14 protein-coding genes are annotated in these 16,794 nt (G+C 66.5%); 7 read left to right on the plus strand and 7 right to left on the minus strand.

Annotated features, from left to right (window positions below; genetic code table 11):
• Nucleotides 1-242: 242 nt before the first annotated feature.
• Both ACFV1J_RS39305 and ACFV1J_RS39310 read right to left on the minus strand, forming a co-directional pair.
• Nucleotides 243-689, minus strand: coding sequence for a hypothetical protein (locus tag ACFV1J_RS39305; protein WP_385866620.1), 447 nt, complete (start codon nucleotides 687-689; stop codon nucleotides 243-245).
• A gap of 144 nt (nucleotides 690-833) precedes the next feature.
• Nucleotides 834-1,469 (minus strand): DUF1266 domain-containing protein, encoded by a 636-nt coding sequence (locus ACFV1J_RS39310; RefSeq protein ID WP_385866621.1) that lies wholly within the window; start codon nucleotides 1,467-1,469, stop codon nucleotides 834-836.
• 161 nt (nucleotides 1,470-1,630) lie between these two features.
• On the opposite strand from ACFV1J_RS39310, the gene ACFV1J_RS39315 reads away from it, so the two are divergent.
• Nucleotides 1,631-2,767, plus strand: a complete 1,137-nt coding sequence (locus tag ACFV1J_RS39315) for a hypothetical protein (RefSeq protein ID WP_385866623.1) — start codon at nucleotides 1,631-1,633, stop codon at nucleotides 2,765-2,767.
• Nucleotides 2,768-3,854: 1,087 nt separating this feature from the next.
• Here ACFV1J_RS39315 and ACFV1J_RS39320 read toward each other — a convergent pair.
• Genes ACFV1J_RS39320 through ACFV1J_RS39330 form a run of 3 tightly spaced genes read right to left on the minus strand, consistent with a single transcriptional unit; the run spans nucleotide 3,855 to nucleotide 6,813 of the window.
• A complete protein-coding gene (locus ACFV1J_RS39320) occupies nucleotides 3,855-4,259 on the minus strand; it encodes a DUF6009 family protein (RefSeq protein ID WP_385866625.1) in 405 nt (134 codons plus the stop codon).
• Nucleotides 4,256-5,764 carry a phage/plasmid primase, P4 family gene (locus tag ACFV1J_RS39325; RefSeq protein WP_385866627.1) on the minus strand — a complete coding sequence of 503 codons (1,509 nt, stop codon included), beginning with the start codon at nucleotides 5,762-5,764 and terminating at the stop codon, nucleotides 4,256-4,258. Before ACFV1J_RS39325 ends, ACFV1J_RS39320 begins: the two co-directional genes overlap by 4 nt.
• Entirely contained in the window at nucleotides 5,761-6,813 is a 1,053-nt protein-coding gene (locus ACFV1J_RS39330) for a bifunctional DNA primase/polymerase (RefSeq protein ID WP_385866628.1), read from the minus strand. Before ACFV1J_RS39330 ends, ACFV1J_RS39325 begins: the two co-directional genes overlap by 4 nt.
• A 1,429-nt stretch (nucleotides 6,814-8,242) precedes the next feature.
• Between ACFV1J_RS39330 and ACFV1J_RS39335 the strand changes: the two genes are divergently transcribed.
• Nucleotides 8,243-9,940, plus strand: coding sequence for a DUF2637 domain-containing protein (locus tag ACFV1J_RS39335; protein ID WP_385866638.1), 1,698 nt, complete (start codon nucleotides 8,243-8,245; stop codon nucleotides 9,938-9,940).
• A gap of 274 nt (nucleotides 9,941-10,214) precedes the next feature.
• Here the strand turns inward: ACFV1J_RS39335 and ACFV1J_RS39340 are convergent, their stop codons facing one another.
• Complete coding sequence (locus ACFV1J_RS39340) at nucleotides 10,215-10,994, minus strand: methyltransferase domain-containing protein (protein WP_385866629.1); 780 nt, start codon at nucleotides 10,992-10,994, stop codon at nucleotides 10,215-10,217.
• Between the two features lie 411 nt (nucleotides 10,995-11,405).
• On the opposite strand from ACFV1J_RS39340, the gene ACFV1J_RS39345 reads away from it, so the two are divergent.
• Nucleotides 11,406-11,990 carry a GNAT family N-acetyltransferase gene (locus ACFV1J_RS39345; RefSeq protein WP_385866631.1) on the plus strand — a complete coding sequence of 195 codons (585 nt, stop codon included), beginning with the start codon at nucleotides 11,406-11,408 and terminating at the stop codon, nucleotides 11,988-11,990.
• Between the two features lie 483 nt (nucleotides 11,991-12,473).
• On the opposite strand, the gene ACFV1J_RS39350 is transcribed toward ACFV1J_RS39345, so the two are convergent.
• Nucleotides 12,474-12,782 (minus strand): GNAT family N-acetyltransferase, encoded by a 309-nt coding sequence (locus ACFV1J_RS39350; RefSeq protein ID WP_385866641.1) that lies wholly within the window; start codon nucleotides 12,780-12,782, stop codon nucleotides 12,474-12,476.
• On the opposite strand from ACFV1J_RS39350, the gene ACFV1J_RS39355 reads away from it, so the two are divergent.
• The 4 genes from ACFV1J_RS39355 to ACFV1J_RS39370 all read left to right on the plus strand — a co-directional run.
• Nucleotides 12,696-12,881: a hypothetical protein gene (locus ACFV1J_RS39355; protein ID WP_385866643.1), complete on the plus strand. Its 186-nt coding sequence runs from the start codon at nucleotides 12,696-12,698 to the stop codon at nucleotides 12,879-12,881. The two genes, ACFV1J_RS39350 and ACFV1J_RS39355, sit on opposite strands and share 87 nt — an antisense overlap.
• Before the next feature lie 694 nt (nucleotides 12,882-13,575).
• Entirely contained in the window at nucleotides 13,576-13,980 is a 405-nt protein-coding gene (locus tag ACFV1J_RS39360) for a hypothetical protein (protein WP_385866633.1), read from the plus strand.
• 46 nt (nucleotides 13,981-14,026) lie between these two features.
• Complete coding sequence (locus tag ACFV1J_RS39365; protein WP_385866634.1) at nucleotides 14,027-14,230, plus strand: hypothetical protein; 204 nt, start codon at nucleotides 14,027-14,029, stop codon at nucleotides 14,228-14,230.
• Between the two features lie 2,372 nt (nucleotides 14,231-16,602).
• The coding region (locus ACFV1J_RS39370; protein WP_385866636.1) for a hypothetical protein at nucleotides 16,603-16,794 on the plus strand (192 nt) is incomplete at its 3' end.

A 16,794-nucleotide genomic window follows, 5' to 3' on the forward strand; every position in this document is an offset into this window, starting at 1 on the left:
TCGGGGTATGGATCAACAACCAACGCACCCGAGCCACAACCCTGACACCAAAACGAGCGGCTCAGCTGTCCGCCATCGACATGCAATGGACATAGAAGTCACAAACTCCCCTACCGGCAAGCAATCGACCGCTCACCAAGAAATAGAGATGCAAAGCCCGGACCAGGCAAGGGATGAGGCCACTGAGCGCGCTGGTTGGCCCGTGCGGCCAAGTGGAACGCTCAGCTGAGGTCAAGTTGACGTCAGCCGAACCAGACGACGAGCCGCACGTTGGATGCGCCGTGCAGGTGGCTCAGCGTGCGCATCACGCTCCAGGCGGGGCCCCAGTGTGAGGCGTCGCCGGCCACCTCAGCCCGGCTTCGCGTACCGGAGCTGTCGGTCTCCTCCCAGTCGGCAGAGAGCAACCCCGACCAGGTGATCCATGTGGTCCCGTGCGCCCCTACGGGCGCAGAGGCGTGTTCGGCGGTCAGGGCGTCGGATGCATCGGCCGGAAGTCCCCGGCTTTCCGTGAGCGGCCGGAAGCCGTAGGTGTTACGGATTCCAAAAAGGCAGGCAAGCGCGTCGTAGGCGTTGCCGATGTTAAGAAGCCACAGATCGATCGCGGCGTGCCATGCCGAGTCTTCGTCGTCACAACCCCAAAGACGGGCTCCCGGACGACACTCGATCATGCCGTAGACCTCGGTAGACATACCTCAGCTTCCACACCGCCAACGTCGATCCCTCCACAGGGACACTCTCCCGCACAAAGCCGCCTCAGGGAGACGAGCGAGGACTGACACCGAGGTCTGCCGACAACCCATCGACCCCTACCGGGCCGGTCATCGCCTTGCCAGTCAACGTACAGGTACCTGGTCCGGTTGGTAGATGCTCTCCCACGGCGCCTGCAGCCACGGACTGGTCGGGTTCGTCGGATCCAGCAGTCGGCGTACGGCCTGCACAGTGTCGTCCTGCGACCCCGCCCATTCACTGCCGGCGCCGCGCATCCACAGGTCGCGCCCGGCGACGAAGTCCTCGGCGAAGGCCTGCCACGATCCGTAGGTCTGCGCCACCGGCGCCGCGGTGCTGGCGAGGAGCTGCCAGGCGCCGGCTTCGTCGACGTAGCCGGCGCCGAAGCCCAGCCGGACGACCGTGACATAACGGTCGTAGTCCCACGCCAGCGGTGGTCGCCCGAGCGTCGGCGCCATCTGCACGCGATGCCCCTCGGTGGCCAGCCAGTGCAAAGTGGACTGCAGGCTTTCCGGTGAAGTGACGTCCCAGCTCTGTTTCAGGCCCACCTGACAGTTGGTGGGGTTGATCCGCTTGAGCGGGTACAGCATCAGATGGCTACGGCCCCATGAACGTTCGGCGAGGATCGCATCGAGTGAGACCATCCACCGCTGGTGCGTCGTCAACGGGGCCGGGTAGCGCTTCTTCGCCGACGGCCCGAACGCCATCTTCCACAACGCTTGAACCAACATCCCACCACTCATGGCAAGTTATCTTCACAGCCGCCATCAGACAGGTCAAAAGGAACGGCCTCCCCTTTGCCCCGTCCGGCTGCCGCCTTCTGGCCTCGTAAAATCTTGATCCGTCGGCTCGGGCATGGGAAGCTCCAGACCGTGGCCAAGAGAATCGAGTCTTCCGTCCGCCGGTGAGCGAGACGACCGGGACGGAAGTGCCCGGATCACAGACAACGCTGTTTGAGTACGCCCTACAGCTGCACCGCCTGGCCCCGGATGAGCCACTGCCGCGAGACGGGGAACCGTATCCCGACGATGCGGCGCACCGCCGCCGGCATCGGCCGAAGGCGCCGCAGGATCGACGCTTTGCCGGCAAAGACCCGGCGCTCATCCTGGACGCGCATCTTGCTCGTAGCAGTGCTCTTCCCAGCGCATTGGTCGACGCCTTCCACGACGTCTACGTTCCGATTCACCACAACGAACACATCGCCGCCGTGGCGCAGCGGGCGGACAGAGATCGCGTGCGTGAAACGGGCCGCTGGCTGGTCCGGCACGGGACCGATCGGTGCGCGGTCACCATAGGGATTGCCTTGGTCGCTGCTGTCGGAACGGCTGACGACGTTGCGTTGATTCAGACGATCGGGCTGCTGTCCGATCACTTCGGGCCCTTGGCAGCGCACGCTCTCGAGAGGCTGCCCGGAGGAGCCGGGGCCCTGCTCTGGCTCGCCGACCGAGTATCTGGCTGGGGGCGTGTCTACGTTGTCGAAGCCCTCTGCCGGCTCGACGACCCGGTCGCCCGGCCGTGGTTGCTTCGCAGGGCTTGCGACGGCGACTCCCTCAACGGGTACTTCGCCGGCAAGGTCGCCACGGTTGCCAAGCTCCATGAGGCGCTTGGCGACCTCGATACCGACAGCGAGATGGTCGACCACGTTGGTCGCCTGCTTCACCTCATGAGCGACTGCGGCGGGATGGGACTCACCCTTGCTGACTACCCCCACTCCGCGGCGGTCCTGGAGGCTCATGCTCGTAATGTGGCAACGCTGAGCCCTACCGTCGAGCGCTACTCCACTATCGCCCTGCTCACTCAACACCTCACCGCGAAATCCCCAGAGGCTGCCGGGTGTTCTGCGGAGCAGCAGGAAGCGCTGCGGGCGGCGTACATCTCGGTGCTCGATCGAGAGGAGTGGGCTCACTGTGCACGCGCCGGTCTCGCGGCGGAAGACGCCCGGATGCGATGGCTCGCGGACCACCGGGCACCGCGCCTGAGGCTGCGTGCGTTCCCCGATCGGCGGCCGCAATCCCCGCCGCCGCATTCCGGCGGGCGGTGATCGCCGCGCAAAATATCCAACGGCTCGCTCAGCAGGCTTGTGCCATTGGCCTCCCACCAGGCGGCGGCGTCGGACGGCACCCGGCACAAGGACAGTCGTCCGGCTCTGCTCATGGAGTACTCGGCGTGGCTCAGGGACCAGTACGCGCTCAGCAGCAGTTTTCTGGGGAATGAGAGCCCGGCTGCCTCGGCTCGATGGCGTCATGCTCCACCGGTAGCCTCCTGTCTCCCCGTCCGGGCTGCTTTCCGGCGCCAGATAGTCGTGGCCGGCACGGAGACGTCGGTGGACGGTGCCGGCCGCGGAGTTCGAGTCCGGTGTGGCTCTCATTCCGCCGCTGTACTTCTGGCTGGCGTCATGTTGCGCGTCCATCGTGTGTCGCGCTTAATGCTGCCCACCACCTGCTTCTGGATGTCTCCGATGCCGTAACCCACCACGTTTCCGGCGACGTTGCCGGGAGTGGGCTGGTGCCTGCCGGCAACGTTTCCTCTCACTCCCCCGCTTTGGTGTCTGCTCGCATGGTCCTCCCGTCCACCGTAAGTCGGAGAACGAACAGAACGATCAATGACCTGGAAGATCCAGCCGCTCTCTCCGAGAGCAAGTCCGGCAACCAAACCCTGAACGCCATTCGAACACACGAAGCTTCCCGATCAAGTCCCTATGAGAACCAGACCGGCTTCCTGCAATGCTTCGATGGGCGATCCGACGCCCCAAGGGGCCTTCAGGCGAGCTTTCCCAAAGAGCCGCATCTTGTAGAAGGGCCTGGCAGAGTGTCCAACGGGGCGGCTGGCTGGACTCGATGTTCCTGTCCAGTGACGGAGCAGCCGCCCCTCCTACCGCCGGGCTCGCTGTCTGCCGTATCGGCCGGGAAGCCGCTCTGTGCGCGCCGAGCAGCCTTGAGGCCGGGGCACCGCTCACCGGACGGGGGAGGCAGCACTGGCTATGAGCCGTACACCGCCCGGGGCTCGTACCCCCGGGATGCGGTCGGAGTCTTCAGTCGCTGCTCAGACCACCAAGAAAGCCCTGGTCAATACAGGTACAGCGACTGGAGCGACTGAGTTTCCCAATAGGTCGAACGAGTGTGTCGTAGTCAGGACTTGGGGAGCGTTATGCCCATCTCCCGCATGGCATCCGAGGCCGGGCCGCCTTCGGAGCGTTCGGTCTTGTAGCCCTTGGCACGGGGGCTGACCGTGCGGGGGTCGACCGCTTCGGAGGGGGCGCCGGTGGCGTAGAGGCCGTCGGGTTGCTGGTCGCGGTCGTGGGGCGCGAGCCAGAAGACGCGGCGCAGGAAGGTGCCGGAGGCGCGGGAGGCCTTGGCCGTGGCGCCGAGGACGGCGTAGCCGACGAGGCGGCCGTCGCGATGGTAGGGGGGTTGGCGGCGTCGGCTGGAGACCCGGTCGAGGGATTGACGGACGTAGTCGAGGCTGCTGGTGTCCTCGAGCCACACGAGGTCGGTTTCGTGCGTGAGGTCCTCGGGGTCGATCAGGGCGCTCACGCGTTCTCCTCGGTGATGTCGGCGATGAGACCGATGCCTGGGTAGTACTTCTTCGAGTTGGAGGTGGCCATTTCCTTCGGCGATCGCAGGCCGAGGGTCTCGCGGACCCGGCCGGCGAAGGCGCGGGAGGAGACCGGAGTAGCGCCTTCGCTTTCGCACCAGCGGGTGTAGGCGAGGTGGAGGTGCTTCTGCTCGGCGCGCAGGCCCGGGTCGATCTTGCAGCATTCGGACAGGAATCTGCCCATATGGTCTTCGGTCTCGGCGTATGCGGTCGTTGCTACACGTACCCGCTCAGGGCCGGTCAGATCCTTCTCCCCGCAGAGATAACGGCGGGCGCCGTCGACGAGCCAGGTGAGGATGCCGGGGCCTTCTTCGCGGACCAGGATGTCGGCGAGATTGTCGACCTTGCGGGCGTCGGGGACTACCCGTTCGAAGGGGATCAGGCGCATGCGGCGCCAGAAGGCGAATCCGCCGGTGCCGACTTCGGGGCGGTGGTTGCCCAGCAGGAACAGCTTGTGGGTGGGGACGAAGGAGAAGAAGTCCTGGCGCATGCGGCGGGCTTTGATGATGTCGCCGCCGGTCAGGAGTTTGACGCGGGATTCGTCGAAGCGGTCGCCGGCCTTGAGCTCGGAGCAGACGATGACGCGGCGGCCGTGGAGTTCGGCCAGGTCGGTGGGGTGGCCTTCGAACTGCTTGGCCATGAGGAAGCCGGGCGGGGCGGCGTCGGCGTAGTCGCCGAGCAGCTTGACGATCACGTCGAGCAGGACGCTCTTGCCGTTTTTGCCCAGACCGTAGAGGAAGGCCAGGATCTGGGCGCCGACGTCGCCGGTGATGGAGTAGCCCAGCAGCAGGTGCAGGTAGCGGATCATTTCCTGGCCTTCGGCGTCGTCGCCGAAGGTGTCGGAGAGGAACCGGTCCCAGCGGGGGGTGGGCATCGTCTGGGGGGCGGTGGAGGTGGAGCGGGAGTGGAAGTCGGTGTGGGGGTTGGGGGTGTGGATGATGCCGGTGCGCAGGTCGACGATGCCGCCGGGGGTGCACAGGACGTAGGGGTCGGCGTCGAGGCGTGAGGCGTCCAGGAGCATGCCGTGGGCCGAGCGGGCCTGCTGCAACATGGACTTGATGCCGGAGGTGGACATCGCTCGGCGGCGCTCGCGGCGCAGTTCGGCGTCGGTGTGCAGGCCGGTGGGATCGGTGTGGGCGAGGGACTCGGCCATGTCGCCGGCGGCCCACACCACGGTCTCGTGCTCGTCGGGCTCCCACCGGTATTCGGCCCACTTGTACCAGCCCAGCCCGTTGACGTGCCGGTAGTCGCCCGCATACAGGTGCGCGAAGGACTTGGCCATGCCGCGGTCGGTCAGGGAGTCCGGAAGGATTCCGGTGTCCGTGGTGCGAAACGGCGCGCGGTCGGCCCGGACCTCCGCAGTGGTCTGGGCCGGGACCGGGGTGGGTGGTTGGGCGAGGATCTGTCGCGCGACCTCGCCCGGGTCGAAGGCTGCGGAGTTCACGGGCGGCCTCCCGGGAAGAGGGGGCGTCGGGCACCGGCGTTCAGGCCGCTGCGGATGATGGGCAGTGCCCGCCCGTGTTGGCCGGGCCTGGCGTGCTCGGCCACTGCCAGGAGGGCTTCTTCGGCGCGGGTGTGGGTGAGGTGGCCGGCGGCGACGAGACCGCCGGCGGTGTAGGCGGCGCGGTTGAGCTTGTCGGCAAAGCCGGTCCCTTCGGTCGCTGCCGCGCAGGCGGCGACTTCGGCCAGCACGGTCTCCAGGGCGCGGGTTGCCGCGTCGCGGCCGCCGCCCGCAGCCGCGACGGCCTGGCGGGCCCGGGACGGGGTCCTGCGCGCGGGGACGGCTCGGGTGGTCGGGACAGGCTCGTCGAGGTGGCCGGTGCGGGTGAGCTCCTGGGCCAGCCAGTCCGGGAGGGGCGCTGGTGTGCGGCAGGTACCGAGGGGGGTGTAGGTGCCATCGGTCGTCGTGGTGCCCGGGGCAACGATGTAGCCGCCGGTGCTGCGGACGTCGACTTGCCAAGCCAGGGCCCGGCCCGTGCTGCTTCCGCTGCTGCACAGCCACGTACGGCCAGCTCCGGCCTGGTACCACACGTGCAGGCCTCCCGAGGGGGTACGCACGCGCAGGGTCTGCTCGTCCTCGGCCGGATCCGGGGCACCGCGCAGAGCGGCGAGAACCGCCAGGGTGTGGAAGCCGTTTCGAAGCCCGGCCAGGTCGACGTGGTCGTGGATGGGGATGCCCGGAAGGAGCCGGTCTCGCCCAGGAAGGGAGTGCTCATGGGCGTCGATGTCGATGACGATCAGACCCGCTGCGCCACACGCCACACCGACGCCTGGGGCAGGGCGCGCGGACCACCACTTCCGGATCCGGTCCGGGTCGGTGGTTGCCGCATGGAAACCGTGGCACCAGCGACCGTCCCTGAGGCAGGGGCATGCTAGGTGGCTGTGCCCCTTTTCTGTGCATGCACGGCAGTTGCCGGCCGGCGTCTTGCGTCCGGGGGCCAGGGGATGCACAGGCCAGCCCGCCGCCGCACACCACTGAGCGACGGTGAGCATGTCCGGACTGGGCGTGGGAGAGATGGTCGGCCTTCTGTGCGCGGTGGTCTGGCTTCAGTCGCTCCACAAAACTGCTGGTCAGGCACTGCCCAGACGAGAAGTAGCGACTGAAGCGACTGAAGTCTTGGATTGAGTCGACCACAGAGTAGCGAATAGATCTACGTATCAACTCCAAGGGCGCGGCGTGGCGCGCCCCTTCTCCTAAGTTCGGTCGCTTCGGTCGCTCTTGCCGGCGCGGCAGCGACCGAAGCGACCGAGTAACCGAACTGAACCGCATCGCGCTCTACCGTGCCACAGACCAGTTCTGGGTCTCAGTCGCTTCAGTCGCTGTTACACGGCCATTGCACTCCTTTGGACACGGCGGGCGGCCACTTGGTCCAGCCCGGCGGGAGGTTTCAGTCGCTGCGAGAGGCGCTCGCGTCGGGCAGTACTGAAGGCCAGCGACTCTGATTGCTTCAGTCGCTGCTCTTCAATACTGGCAAAAGACCAGGTCAGCGCGATGCACACCGCTGCCGAGCGACTGAAGCGACTCAAGGTCGGCACTATGAAGACATTCCCGAGCGCGCGCGCGTGTCATAGATACGGACCTTCAGTCGCTTCAGTCGCTGATTGCGATAGACCCCTCCGCTGACCTGGGCTTTTTCGTAGCGACTCAAGCAGTGACTGTAGTCAGCTCGGTCGCTGGCTTCTGGTTTCGGTCGCTGTAGTCCAGGCTCTGGACCCACCACGCATGGAGTCCTCCCGAGAGACAGCCTGATGACAAAGGTGACGGCGCTCGGATGGCACCAGGTAAAGATGCGTGCGGCGGAACGATCAGCTCCTTGTTGGAGCCCAGCGCCGTGCAGCAAGGGCTGGCGCACGGCAGTTTCGCTTGGTCGCTGCCTACCGAGCTGCCTGGATGCGCAACGTACTGGGTGCTCCACCAGCCCCGGCAGCGACTATGGAACACCAAGGGAAGAGAGATCGCCTTGGGGCCTGCACCTGGAAGGCACCGCACCATCGCGATGATGGTGCGCAAAAAGCTGCTCCAGCTCGCATGGGTGGGCTCTGCAGAGGGAGTTTAGGTCAGCGACCTCGCAGCCGGAGCGGGTCGGGAACGGATGCAGCACCCACGCTGAGGCCGGCTCATAAGGCTGCCTTCGATCGATGTGGCCTGGAGGGGTGTCGTCCACGGGACTCGCCAAAAGCATCTCGGGCCCCTTCGACCCGGGCCAAGGACGGCTGGCAAAGCCGAATGATGCGGAATCCCCTAGAAACCTGCTTTTCCTTAACCTATGGGGGCGGTATGGCCGTGGGAGAAGTCCCTGCTTCTGGCGGGTTCTTCCCGGGGGCCAGCGTCTGCCGTCCGGATCGGACAGCGACTGGGGTTGAGAAGGCGGGGCGTGAGAAAGTTGCTGCCCTGATCTTAGATGGGGAGCGGGGGATGGCGATGCTGCAAGAGCAGCACCAGCAGGGATGGAAGGCCGGGGAACGGCAGTCGGTCGTCCTGACTCGTACCCATCGCATCCTCATCGGTGTGGTCGTCGCCGGTGCGGCGGTGATCGCAGGCATCGGCTTCACCGGCTCCTACGCGGCGGTCCGCGCGCTGGCCGAGAAGAAGGGCTTCGGGGCCTTCTCGGTCGTCTTCCCGATCGGCATCGACGCCGGCATCGTGGTGCTGCTGGCGTTGGACCTGCTGCTGACCTGGATTCGGATTCCGTTCCCGCTGCTGCGGCAGACCGCTTGGCTGCTGACCGCCGCCACCATCGCCTTCAACGGCGCGGCGGCCTGGCCGGACGCGCTGGGCGTCGGGATGCACGCGGTGATCCCGGTGCTGTTCGTGGTGGCCGTCGAGGCGGCCCGGCACGCGGTGGGCCGGATCGCCGACATCACGGCCGACCGGCACATGGAGGGTGTACGCATCACCCGGTGGCTGCTGGCGCCGATCCCGACGTTTCTGTTGTGGCGGCGGATGAAGCTGTGGGAACTGCGGTCGTACGACGCGGTGATCAAGCTGGAGCAGGAACGGCTGGTCTACCAGGCGCGCCTGCGGTCGCGCTTCGGACGCGCCTGGCGTCGCAAGGCTCCGGTGGAGTCCCTGATGCCGCTGCGGCTCGCCCGGTACGGGGTGCCGCTGGCCCGGACCGCTCCCGCGGGTCTCGCCGCCGCAGACATCGACGAACCTCTGCCGTTCTTCACCGCCCTGCAGGCGGACGAGACTCCGGTGGCGATCGCTCCTGCCGGCCGGGCGCACCACGAGGACAGGGACTCTGGCGAGCTGAGCGGAGATGCTCCGCTTCGCCCTGGGACGCCCCCGCCCACACCCAGCGCGACAGCTGAGACCGTCGCCCCCGCGCAACCTGAGCAGGTGACGGAAGCTCTCCCGGCCGCGCACAGCACGACGCCGTCTCGTCTCGCCGCGGCGTACGAGGACTACGTCAGCACGCACGGTAGCTCTCCCAACGCGCGCCAGTTCGGCGTTTTTGCCGCTGGCGTCTACGGCATCGTGGACCCGGCCACGGGAGGCCCGCTTACGGAAGAGGAGTTGCGCCCGGTGCTGCAGGAGCTGCGCCGGTCCCAGAGGCAAAGAGCGGTGATCGATCCATCGGTCACCGGCTCCATCGGCGACAGCGCCGTGACCGATCGGATCGGTCACGGCGTGCTGGCCGATGAGCTTCGTTTCATGGTTAGCCCCTCCCCCGCGGTCGTGACCGATTCGCCCGCTGCGGCAGCAGAGCCCGTACCCGTACCCACCGCTTCGGCGGCCGGTAGCCCGTCGAGTGGCGGACGCATGCCGCAGCAGATGTCCCGCGATGACGCCGGCCGATCGGCCACACCCGAATCCGGAGGACAGGCCGAGACGTGGGAGGCATCGGTCACGGAGACCGGAGAGGCCACCGCCCGTCTTCCTGAGCCGCGCATTGACGTACCGGTGGGCGAGCTGACCGAGGGGCAACGGATCGAGCGAGTCGTGGCGTGGTTGCTGGATGCCGAGGCGGCGGGCAAGAAGCTCTCCGGTGCCGAAGTGGCCCGTCGTAACGGGGTCTCCCCCAAGACGGGCCAGCGCGACATCATCAAGGCGAAGGCGATCCTTGCCGAGCAGCAGCGCGAGCGGAGCCGTGCCCACCTCCGATCTGTCCGCTCCTGATTGACCAGTTGCATGGTCCGGACGGCCGACGACCAGCGCCCCTGGCCCAGCGGATCGGTCACGACCTATCCAGGCCCGTTACCGATGACCGAGGCCCGGGGATCGGCCATCGGTCATGACCAATTCGCCGTCATCGGCCACGACCGATCCGCCGTGTCGCCCGCCGGGCGGGCGTCGGCTCCAAGGCCACGGCGCAGCGCAGAGGCGCCCCTCATCATGTGCACGGTCCGTAGCTACGTCACGCTGCGTGTGTTCATCTGCGGCGCCTTGCCGTTTAGGCGCGAGCAATCAGGTGGAAGTGACGGGCGATGAGCCGGTACGGGTCGCGGCGTCCGGCCGCCCACTCGGCCTCTAGCACCTGAGGGAAGTCTGCCCCAGGGGACTCGTCACCAAGGTGGTCCGTGAAGCAGCGCACTCCGTACCAGCGCTGGGTGCGGACGCCGCGCTCCGCGAGAAGCCGGGCGACTTCTTGCCGGCTCACGCCGCGGCTGACCACCGCCAGGCGTCCGCGCTCCACCGGACTCCGCAAGACCTCGAGAACGCCCGACCAGTTTCGTTCCAGTGCTGGGCGCATGGCCAGGGCGGTGTCCTGCTTGGCGAGGACGGAGACCAGGCCGCCGGGGCGTACGCAGTGTGCGATCGAGTGCAACAACGGGGTCGGGTCCTGCAGATACATCAGCACCCCGTGGCACAGGACGGCATCCCACCCGGTCCCGGCCAACTGCGGTGCGTGTTCGCCAAGGCCGTGGAGGAAGGTGACCGTGCCCGCCGCGTTCTTGGCGTGCGGTTGCCACGTTGAGTGGGCCCCTTCCAGCATGTCCTCGTCCGGGTCGAGGACAGTGACGCGGTGGCCGCGTTCAGCCAGCGCCCGGGCTTGGGCGCCCGTGCCGCCTCCGATGTCGAGCACACGCTGAGGTGGCTCGGCCGGCAGATGCTCGCTGAGGGCTCGGTCGACCAGGTGATGACGAAGGACTCCGCGAAGTGTGCCGCTGTGGCGGGCGTAGAGGTCGGCGAGCGGCTCACCGCCGTGGACGGGATTGATCCAGGTGTTCATCGGCTCTCCGTGGTCAGGGCAGACGGCGTACTGGAGAACGATCCGGATCGACGTGTCGCGGGCTTTCTGCTTCAGATGGGCGTGTCGACCCGTGGCTCAGCCCTTGTATCGGTCAGGACCGAGCCCCCGTGTCGTCCACCCGGGCGGACGACGGCCCGAGCCCTGGCGCAGCGCAGGCATGCCTTGCACCGTTCGGTCTGACGGGTTGTTCGGGCATGCCTGTTGCGACCGGTGGCGGGCATGTCCGGGTCTGCCACCGCAAAGCAGAAGGCGATTTAGGCTGAACAATGCTCAGCGCGCGGGTTTGTGGCTAGCCGCGCTGCGCGTGTTCCTCTCCGGCATCGTGCCTGTGCAGGCGCGTGCGATCAGGTGGAAGTAACGGGCTGGTGCCCCGGAAGCTACGGTGCGGTGGTGAGCCACGAATCCCTTCTCGGCCGAGCCGTCCGTCTCATCCCGCTGTCCGTCGATCATGCAGAAGCGTTGTTCCCCTCTGCGTCGGATCCCGAGGTCTGGCGATGGATGCCCCGACCCCGTCCCGGCTCACTGATAGAGATACAGGCGATGATCAGCCAGATGCTGGCGGATCGAGCCCGGCGGTGCTTCGCGGTCCAGCGTCTGACGGACGAGGTGGTGATCGGTTCGACCAGTCTGTATGAGCTTGACCGCGTTGAGAGCCGCGCTGAGATTGGTGCGACCTGGTTCGATCGTTCCTGTTGGGGCGGCCCTTATAACGCCGAGTCCAAGCTTCTGCTGTTGGGGTACGCCTTTGACGATCTGAGCCTTGCTCGAGTCGCCTTGCGCACCGACAACCTCAACGTGCGGTCCCAGCAAGCCCTGGCACGGCTGGGCCTGGTCTTCGAAGGGACGTTGCGCAGCCACATGGTGCGCCAGGACGGCACGCGCCGTGATTCGCTGTACTACAGCGTGCTCGCGGATGAGTGGCCAGCCGTGCGCGACAAGCTGCTCAACCGGATCGCGGCCAAAATCACTGTCTGATCGTGCAGTTACCCCTCAGGGAGCGAGGAGGGCCCGTTTCCGCAAGGGAGCGGAGCCGGTACTGCCGGACATCTTGCTTGAGCATCTCTTGATGCGACTGACATGGCAGTCGAGCACTCCCGAGTGCCAGCACGGCATCCCCGGCCCTGGACAACTGCGGTGCGTGATTGCCACGGGCGTCTGGGAACATAACCGTAGCTGCGGCAATCTCGGTGTGCAGCTGGCAGGTTGATCGGGCCTCTTCCCGCATGGCCCGCGTCCGGATCGGTGAGCTAGGCAGTCACACTCACGGGTCCCACGGTGGACTGCACGGGCATCAACACGCAAAACTGCGACACCAGAGCCTCCTGATGCTCGGTGATTCGACACCAGCGAGCTGTTCAGGAGGGCGTGCGCCGAGCACCCGACAACCACCCGATCGGGACGACCGCTGTCCGCCTGCGTGCGGAAGTGCAGAGCCACCTACGGGTGAACGTGCAGAGGCTAAGGAGTCTGCCTCACCCACCGGCGCATACAGACCCGTGTCGAGGGATCGAGACCGTACGCGGCCTCGGCTTCCAGGACCGTCCGCAGCCCATTGGTGATCTGCGAGGGTTCCACTTCTTGGAAGCCCAAGCGCAGATAGTAGGGGGCGTTCCACGGAACTGCCCGAAATGTTGACAGGGTGGGCGCGGACAGACCTTGATCGATTGCCCAGCAGGCAACGTGATCGATCAGCCTGCGTCCCAAGCCTCGGCCAGCCACAACCGGATGGACGCTTACCTGCTCTATATGGGCACAGCCATCGAGCAGATCGACGATCACGAACCCCATCGGGTTCTCGGCGTGGTCCACACCAACCCAGGCTTGTCCGACACGCTGGTATTTGCCCAATTGCCCTACGGGGATTGAAGGGTTGTCCGCAACGTCGGCCATACCGATGCCCCGAAACGCTTCTCCTGCAGCCATCTGGAGATCCGGTAGGTGCTCCAGATCATTCGGTTCAGCAAGCCGTATCCGTAGAGCATCGGCTCCTGGCGTCTTCATAAGCCGCGACTCAATCACGCCCAAATCGCTGAGTCCACCATGCCGGTCGGGATCCCTGGGTTAGCCTCCGCCCCGACGTGCCGGGCACCCGTCAGGACGATGACACCCTCCGCGCGTTCATCGGCACGTGGCTCTGCATCTTCGCGAGCACGGCGACAACCGTTCAATCACCAAGTCCCAGGAGCGGTACGACACCGGCTACTCAGATGGCCGCGTCGACGCGTGGCTCAACCCTGGCATCAACCGTGACCGATCATCTCGCCGCACTCCTGTGACCGATGGCCAGGGTGGATCGGTCACGGCTGATCCGGTCCCATGACCGATGACCGATGGTCCGAGGCTCGGACATCGGTCATGACCGAATCACCGTCATCGGCCACGGCCCCGATCGGCTGGAGCAGTCTTAACCTGGAAGACGGCTCCGCACCATCAGTGATCGGCTGTACATGCCATAAGCGGGCCGGGCACTCTCCCGCCTGTGGGTTGGAGATGCTGGCATACCTTCAGTCAGCCTTTCCTGAGAAGAGTTCAGGGCACGGGCTGCGAGAGGACCGGTGCTGTGAACGTGACCCCGACCGGCGGGGTATTCGGTCGTCTGGACAACGAGTGGCCTGTGCTGTGCGCCGATCATGAAGGGCGCGGTGTCCTCCTCCATGAGTGGCTGATGGCCGATTGCCTGGCCGCCGAGGTCGCGGCCGTGACCGATTCCAGGGCGCGGGCCTGGGGCCAAGCAGTTGCTCGCCACGCTGCGGCCGGCCGGATCGGTCCGACGCGCTGGCCGGTGTGGTGCTGGGGTGCGTTACTGAAGCGCGCGGCCGGTCATGACCGATCGGCCACGTCGGCCGCTCGGATCGTGGTGCAGGCCATGATCCCTGCCTTGGGGCTCATTGCCCGTGGGCAGGTGAGGCCCTTCGACGGCGACTCCTTGGAAGACATCGGTCACGTCGTCATCGCCGTTGTATGAAACGGTGCGCAGCGGCCGCATCCCTCACGGCCGGAGTCGGCCGGCCGTGAACGTCGCCCTTGATGCCCTATGGGTGCGGCCGATGAGGACCGCGACATCGCCGCGCACTCTGGGCACCGCACTGGCCGACCACCATTCGACGCCGAAACCCACCAGTGGTCTCTGCGAGGAGCTGCGCGCCGTGCTGGTTTCGCTGCATGCGCTTCGTTGCGACACGAGGCGCAACTGCGCGATCGCGTTGCCGAGCTGAGCGGCCCGGTTCTTCAGGTCCTGCGGTACCCCTGGCCGATTCCCTGGTCTCCAACGGCGGAAAGCCAATAGCCGAACGGTTCACCAGCGGCAACCGCGGCGCCGTCGCTGATCGGCCACGCGGCCGCAGTCTGCCGTAGGGGTCGCCGAGGTCTGGGCAGAACCCTCGTTCGCGGGAAGGAGCCCGCGCGCCATACTCCGCACCTAGCGATAACGCCGTTATCAAGTAGGACGAGGCCCAGCCTTCAGAGGCTGGGCCTCGGGTGTCGCGGAGCCGACATAGGCGCCAGAGCACTACCTGGATACCGGTTACCGCTCCCGTCAGCTCCACCGGGCGGTGAGTCTTTGTCTCCGGCATGAGTTGCGAGATGGCGGCAGCGACGGGCGGGACAACACGCGAGTGGATCACATTCTGCGACTCACCGGCGACGGCAGCACCGCTGGCTGAGCTTCGCGATGCTGGTACGGGAGCTGCGACCTTCGTTTCGCGGTGGGGCTGAGTGATAACGGCGTTATCGCCTTCCTATCGCTGGTTGGCTGAAGTCGGAGTGATAACGGCGATACCACCAGCAGGCGGGCAGCCGGTGTGGCACCTCTACGCTCTGCCTCCTTGCCTTCAGCTTCGCGGCGCTCGCCGGCCTATCCCGTCCACGGTCGGCTCGGTGGGGATCAGACGCTCTGAGCTCATAGCGTGCCCGGGCATTCACGCCATCAGACTGAGAGCCGTTCAGGCGCAACGTCGCAGCACCACGGCGATGCCGCCCCGTCTGCGACCGGTAGTCAGTTGTTGCACACGAGGGCAGCCCACCCGTGATGCCAGCTCCTTCAATCGTTGGCCAACTGCGCCTCGTCCCCCCTCATGGGGGCGCCTCAGCGGGCCCTTGATGTAAGGGCCCCGCCATATGAGGCGGTGCTCCTGAGCGGACGGGTACCACTGCCGGACCTTGTGCATACGCACAGGCCACCGCTGGTGATACGTACGAGCCTGCTGCTCCTCCCCCGTCTCCTTCGAGCGCTGGGTGGGCACCTGTCGTGCCAGGCGTACCACCCGGACTTCGAAATCGTGCGGCCCACTCGTGGCTCGCGGATTGGCGAGGATACGGCTCACTGGCTCGGTAGTGGTGACGCCCTGCGCGACAAGTCGTCAGAACGCGAACATGTAACGGCACGCGAGGTCGTCGTTGACCACCATCAGCTCAGCCGACCGAAGAACTTCCAGATCCTGCGCCAGTTGCCAGTTGCCAGCTCCGCACGTATCGGGCCCAGAAGGCCATGGCGGCCGCCGGCCGAGCTTGCCCAGCACCAGCGAACAGGCCAGCTCCTACGCAAAGCCTGTGGTGCATCACCATTAAGCATCACCTGGTACATGTCACTGAGTACGTTGCGCACGTTGCCCGCGGCCTGAAGGCGCACCCAGGGATTGCCCGGCAGATGTTGCAGAGTATGCCCCCGCATCCTGGGTGCCTTCACGGCAGCCTGGCTGGCAGTCCATCGTCAGCGTGAACTCGGCTGTGTTCCCGCTTCCCATGGCTCGCCTTCCCCATCCCGCACCCTTCGCCGATGTCCCCCGGAGCTAGCCTCGCCGCCCTATCGACACAAGGAGCGAGTGCAGCCGACAGACCGTTCAGTCCTGCTGGATGCCCGAACACCCGCCCCTTCGATCCGTCTGCGGCGATGAGCTGCCCTGACCCGCTGAGCCTCGGTCCGAGGCGATGCTCCGCTCCCCCTGTCGTCGAGGCGTAACGGCTACCGGCAGGCGAGCAGAGGCGCATGTCTCGGGAGACATGGTGATAACGCCGTTATCGCCTTGCTGCGGCACAAACCGCGCTTGGTCGCCGAAGCTACGAGGTCCGTCCAGCGGCTGAGGCGGCGTCGCGGCGCTGTTCGGTCTTTCTTGGAAGTGAGCTTGGCGGGAGAACTCATGGCGCACGACGTCGTCTGCACAATCTGGGTATGAACGACCTCGTCGCTGCCGCCTGGCACAAGCACCTCGTTACAGCCAGAGAACCTGGCCGGCCAAGGCCTGCCCCGCTCCTGGGAGCCTCTATCACGCTCACCTGAACCGCGCATGCCGAGCCGCAGCTGCGTCAGCTGTACCCGTAGACGGGTATGTGGGAGCTGCACCTCAGAAGGTGTGCAGAGGGCCGTCCAACGTGGGAGGTCCCTTACATCGGCACTCTGGGAGACGGTAGGTACTACGTCGAGGGTCCGAGCCGAAACAGCCCTCGGATCGCCGAGACCGAGAGCGCGTGAGCTGCTGTAGGAATGGGCCTTGAGCGGCTACCGGCAGAGTGTGGACCAGCGTTCATCGGGTCTGCAGAGCAACTGGCTGCCTACGAGAGAGACGCCGCGAGTCGGAACTTCCGCGTCGGCATGAGTGAGAAGATCAAGGTGCAGGAAGGCCAACCGCGGCAGATCATCGTCGGTCATCGAAAGCGACCGACGCCCGTCCTGCGCATCGCAGCGGCCAGGCCCTGTAGTGAGGCGGTGCGAGCGGCGGGGAGGCTTCCTCTCGGGGGTATGGCAGAGGGCGGGGCCCAGCTTCGGAAGCTGGGCCCCGCCCCC

The organism is Streptomyces sp. NPDC059649, assembly GCF_042734445.1.
Classification (GTDB): domain Bacteria; phylum Actinomycetota; class Actinomycetes; order Streptomycetales; family Streptomycetaceae; genus Streptomyces.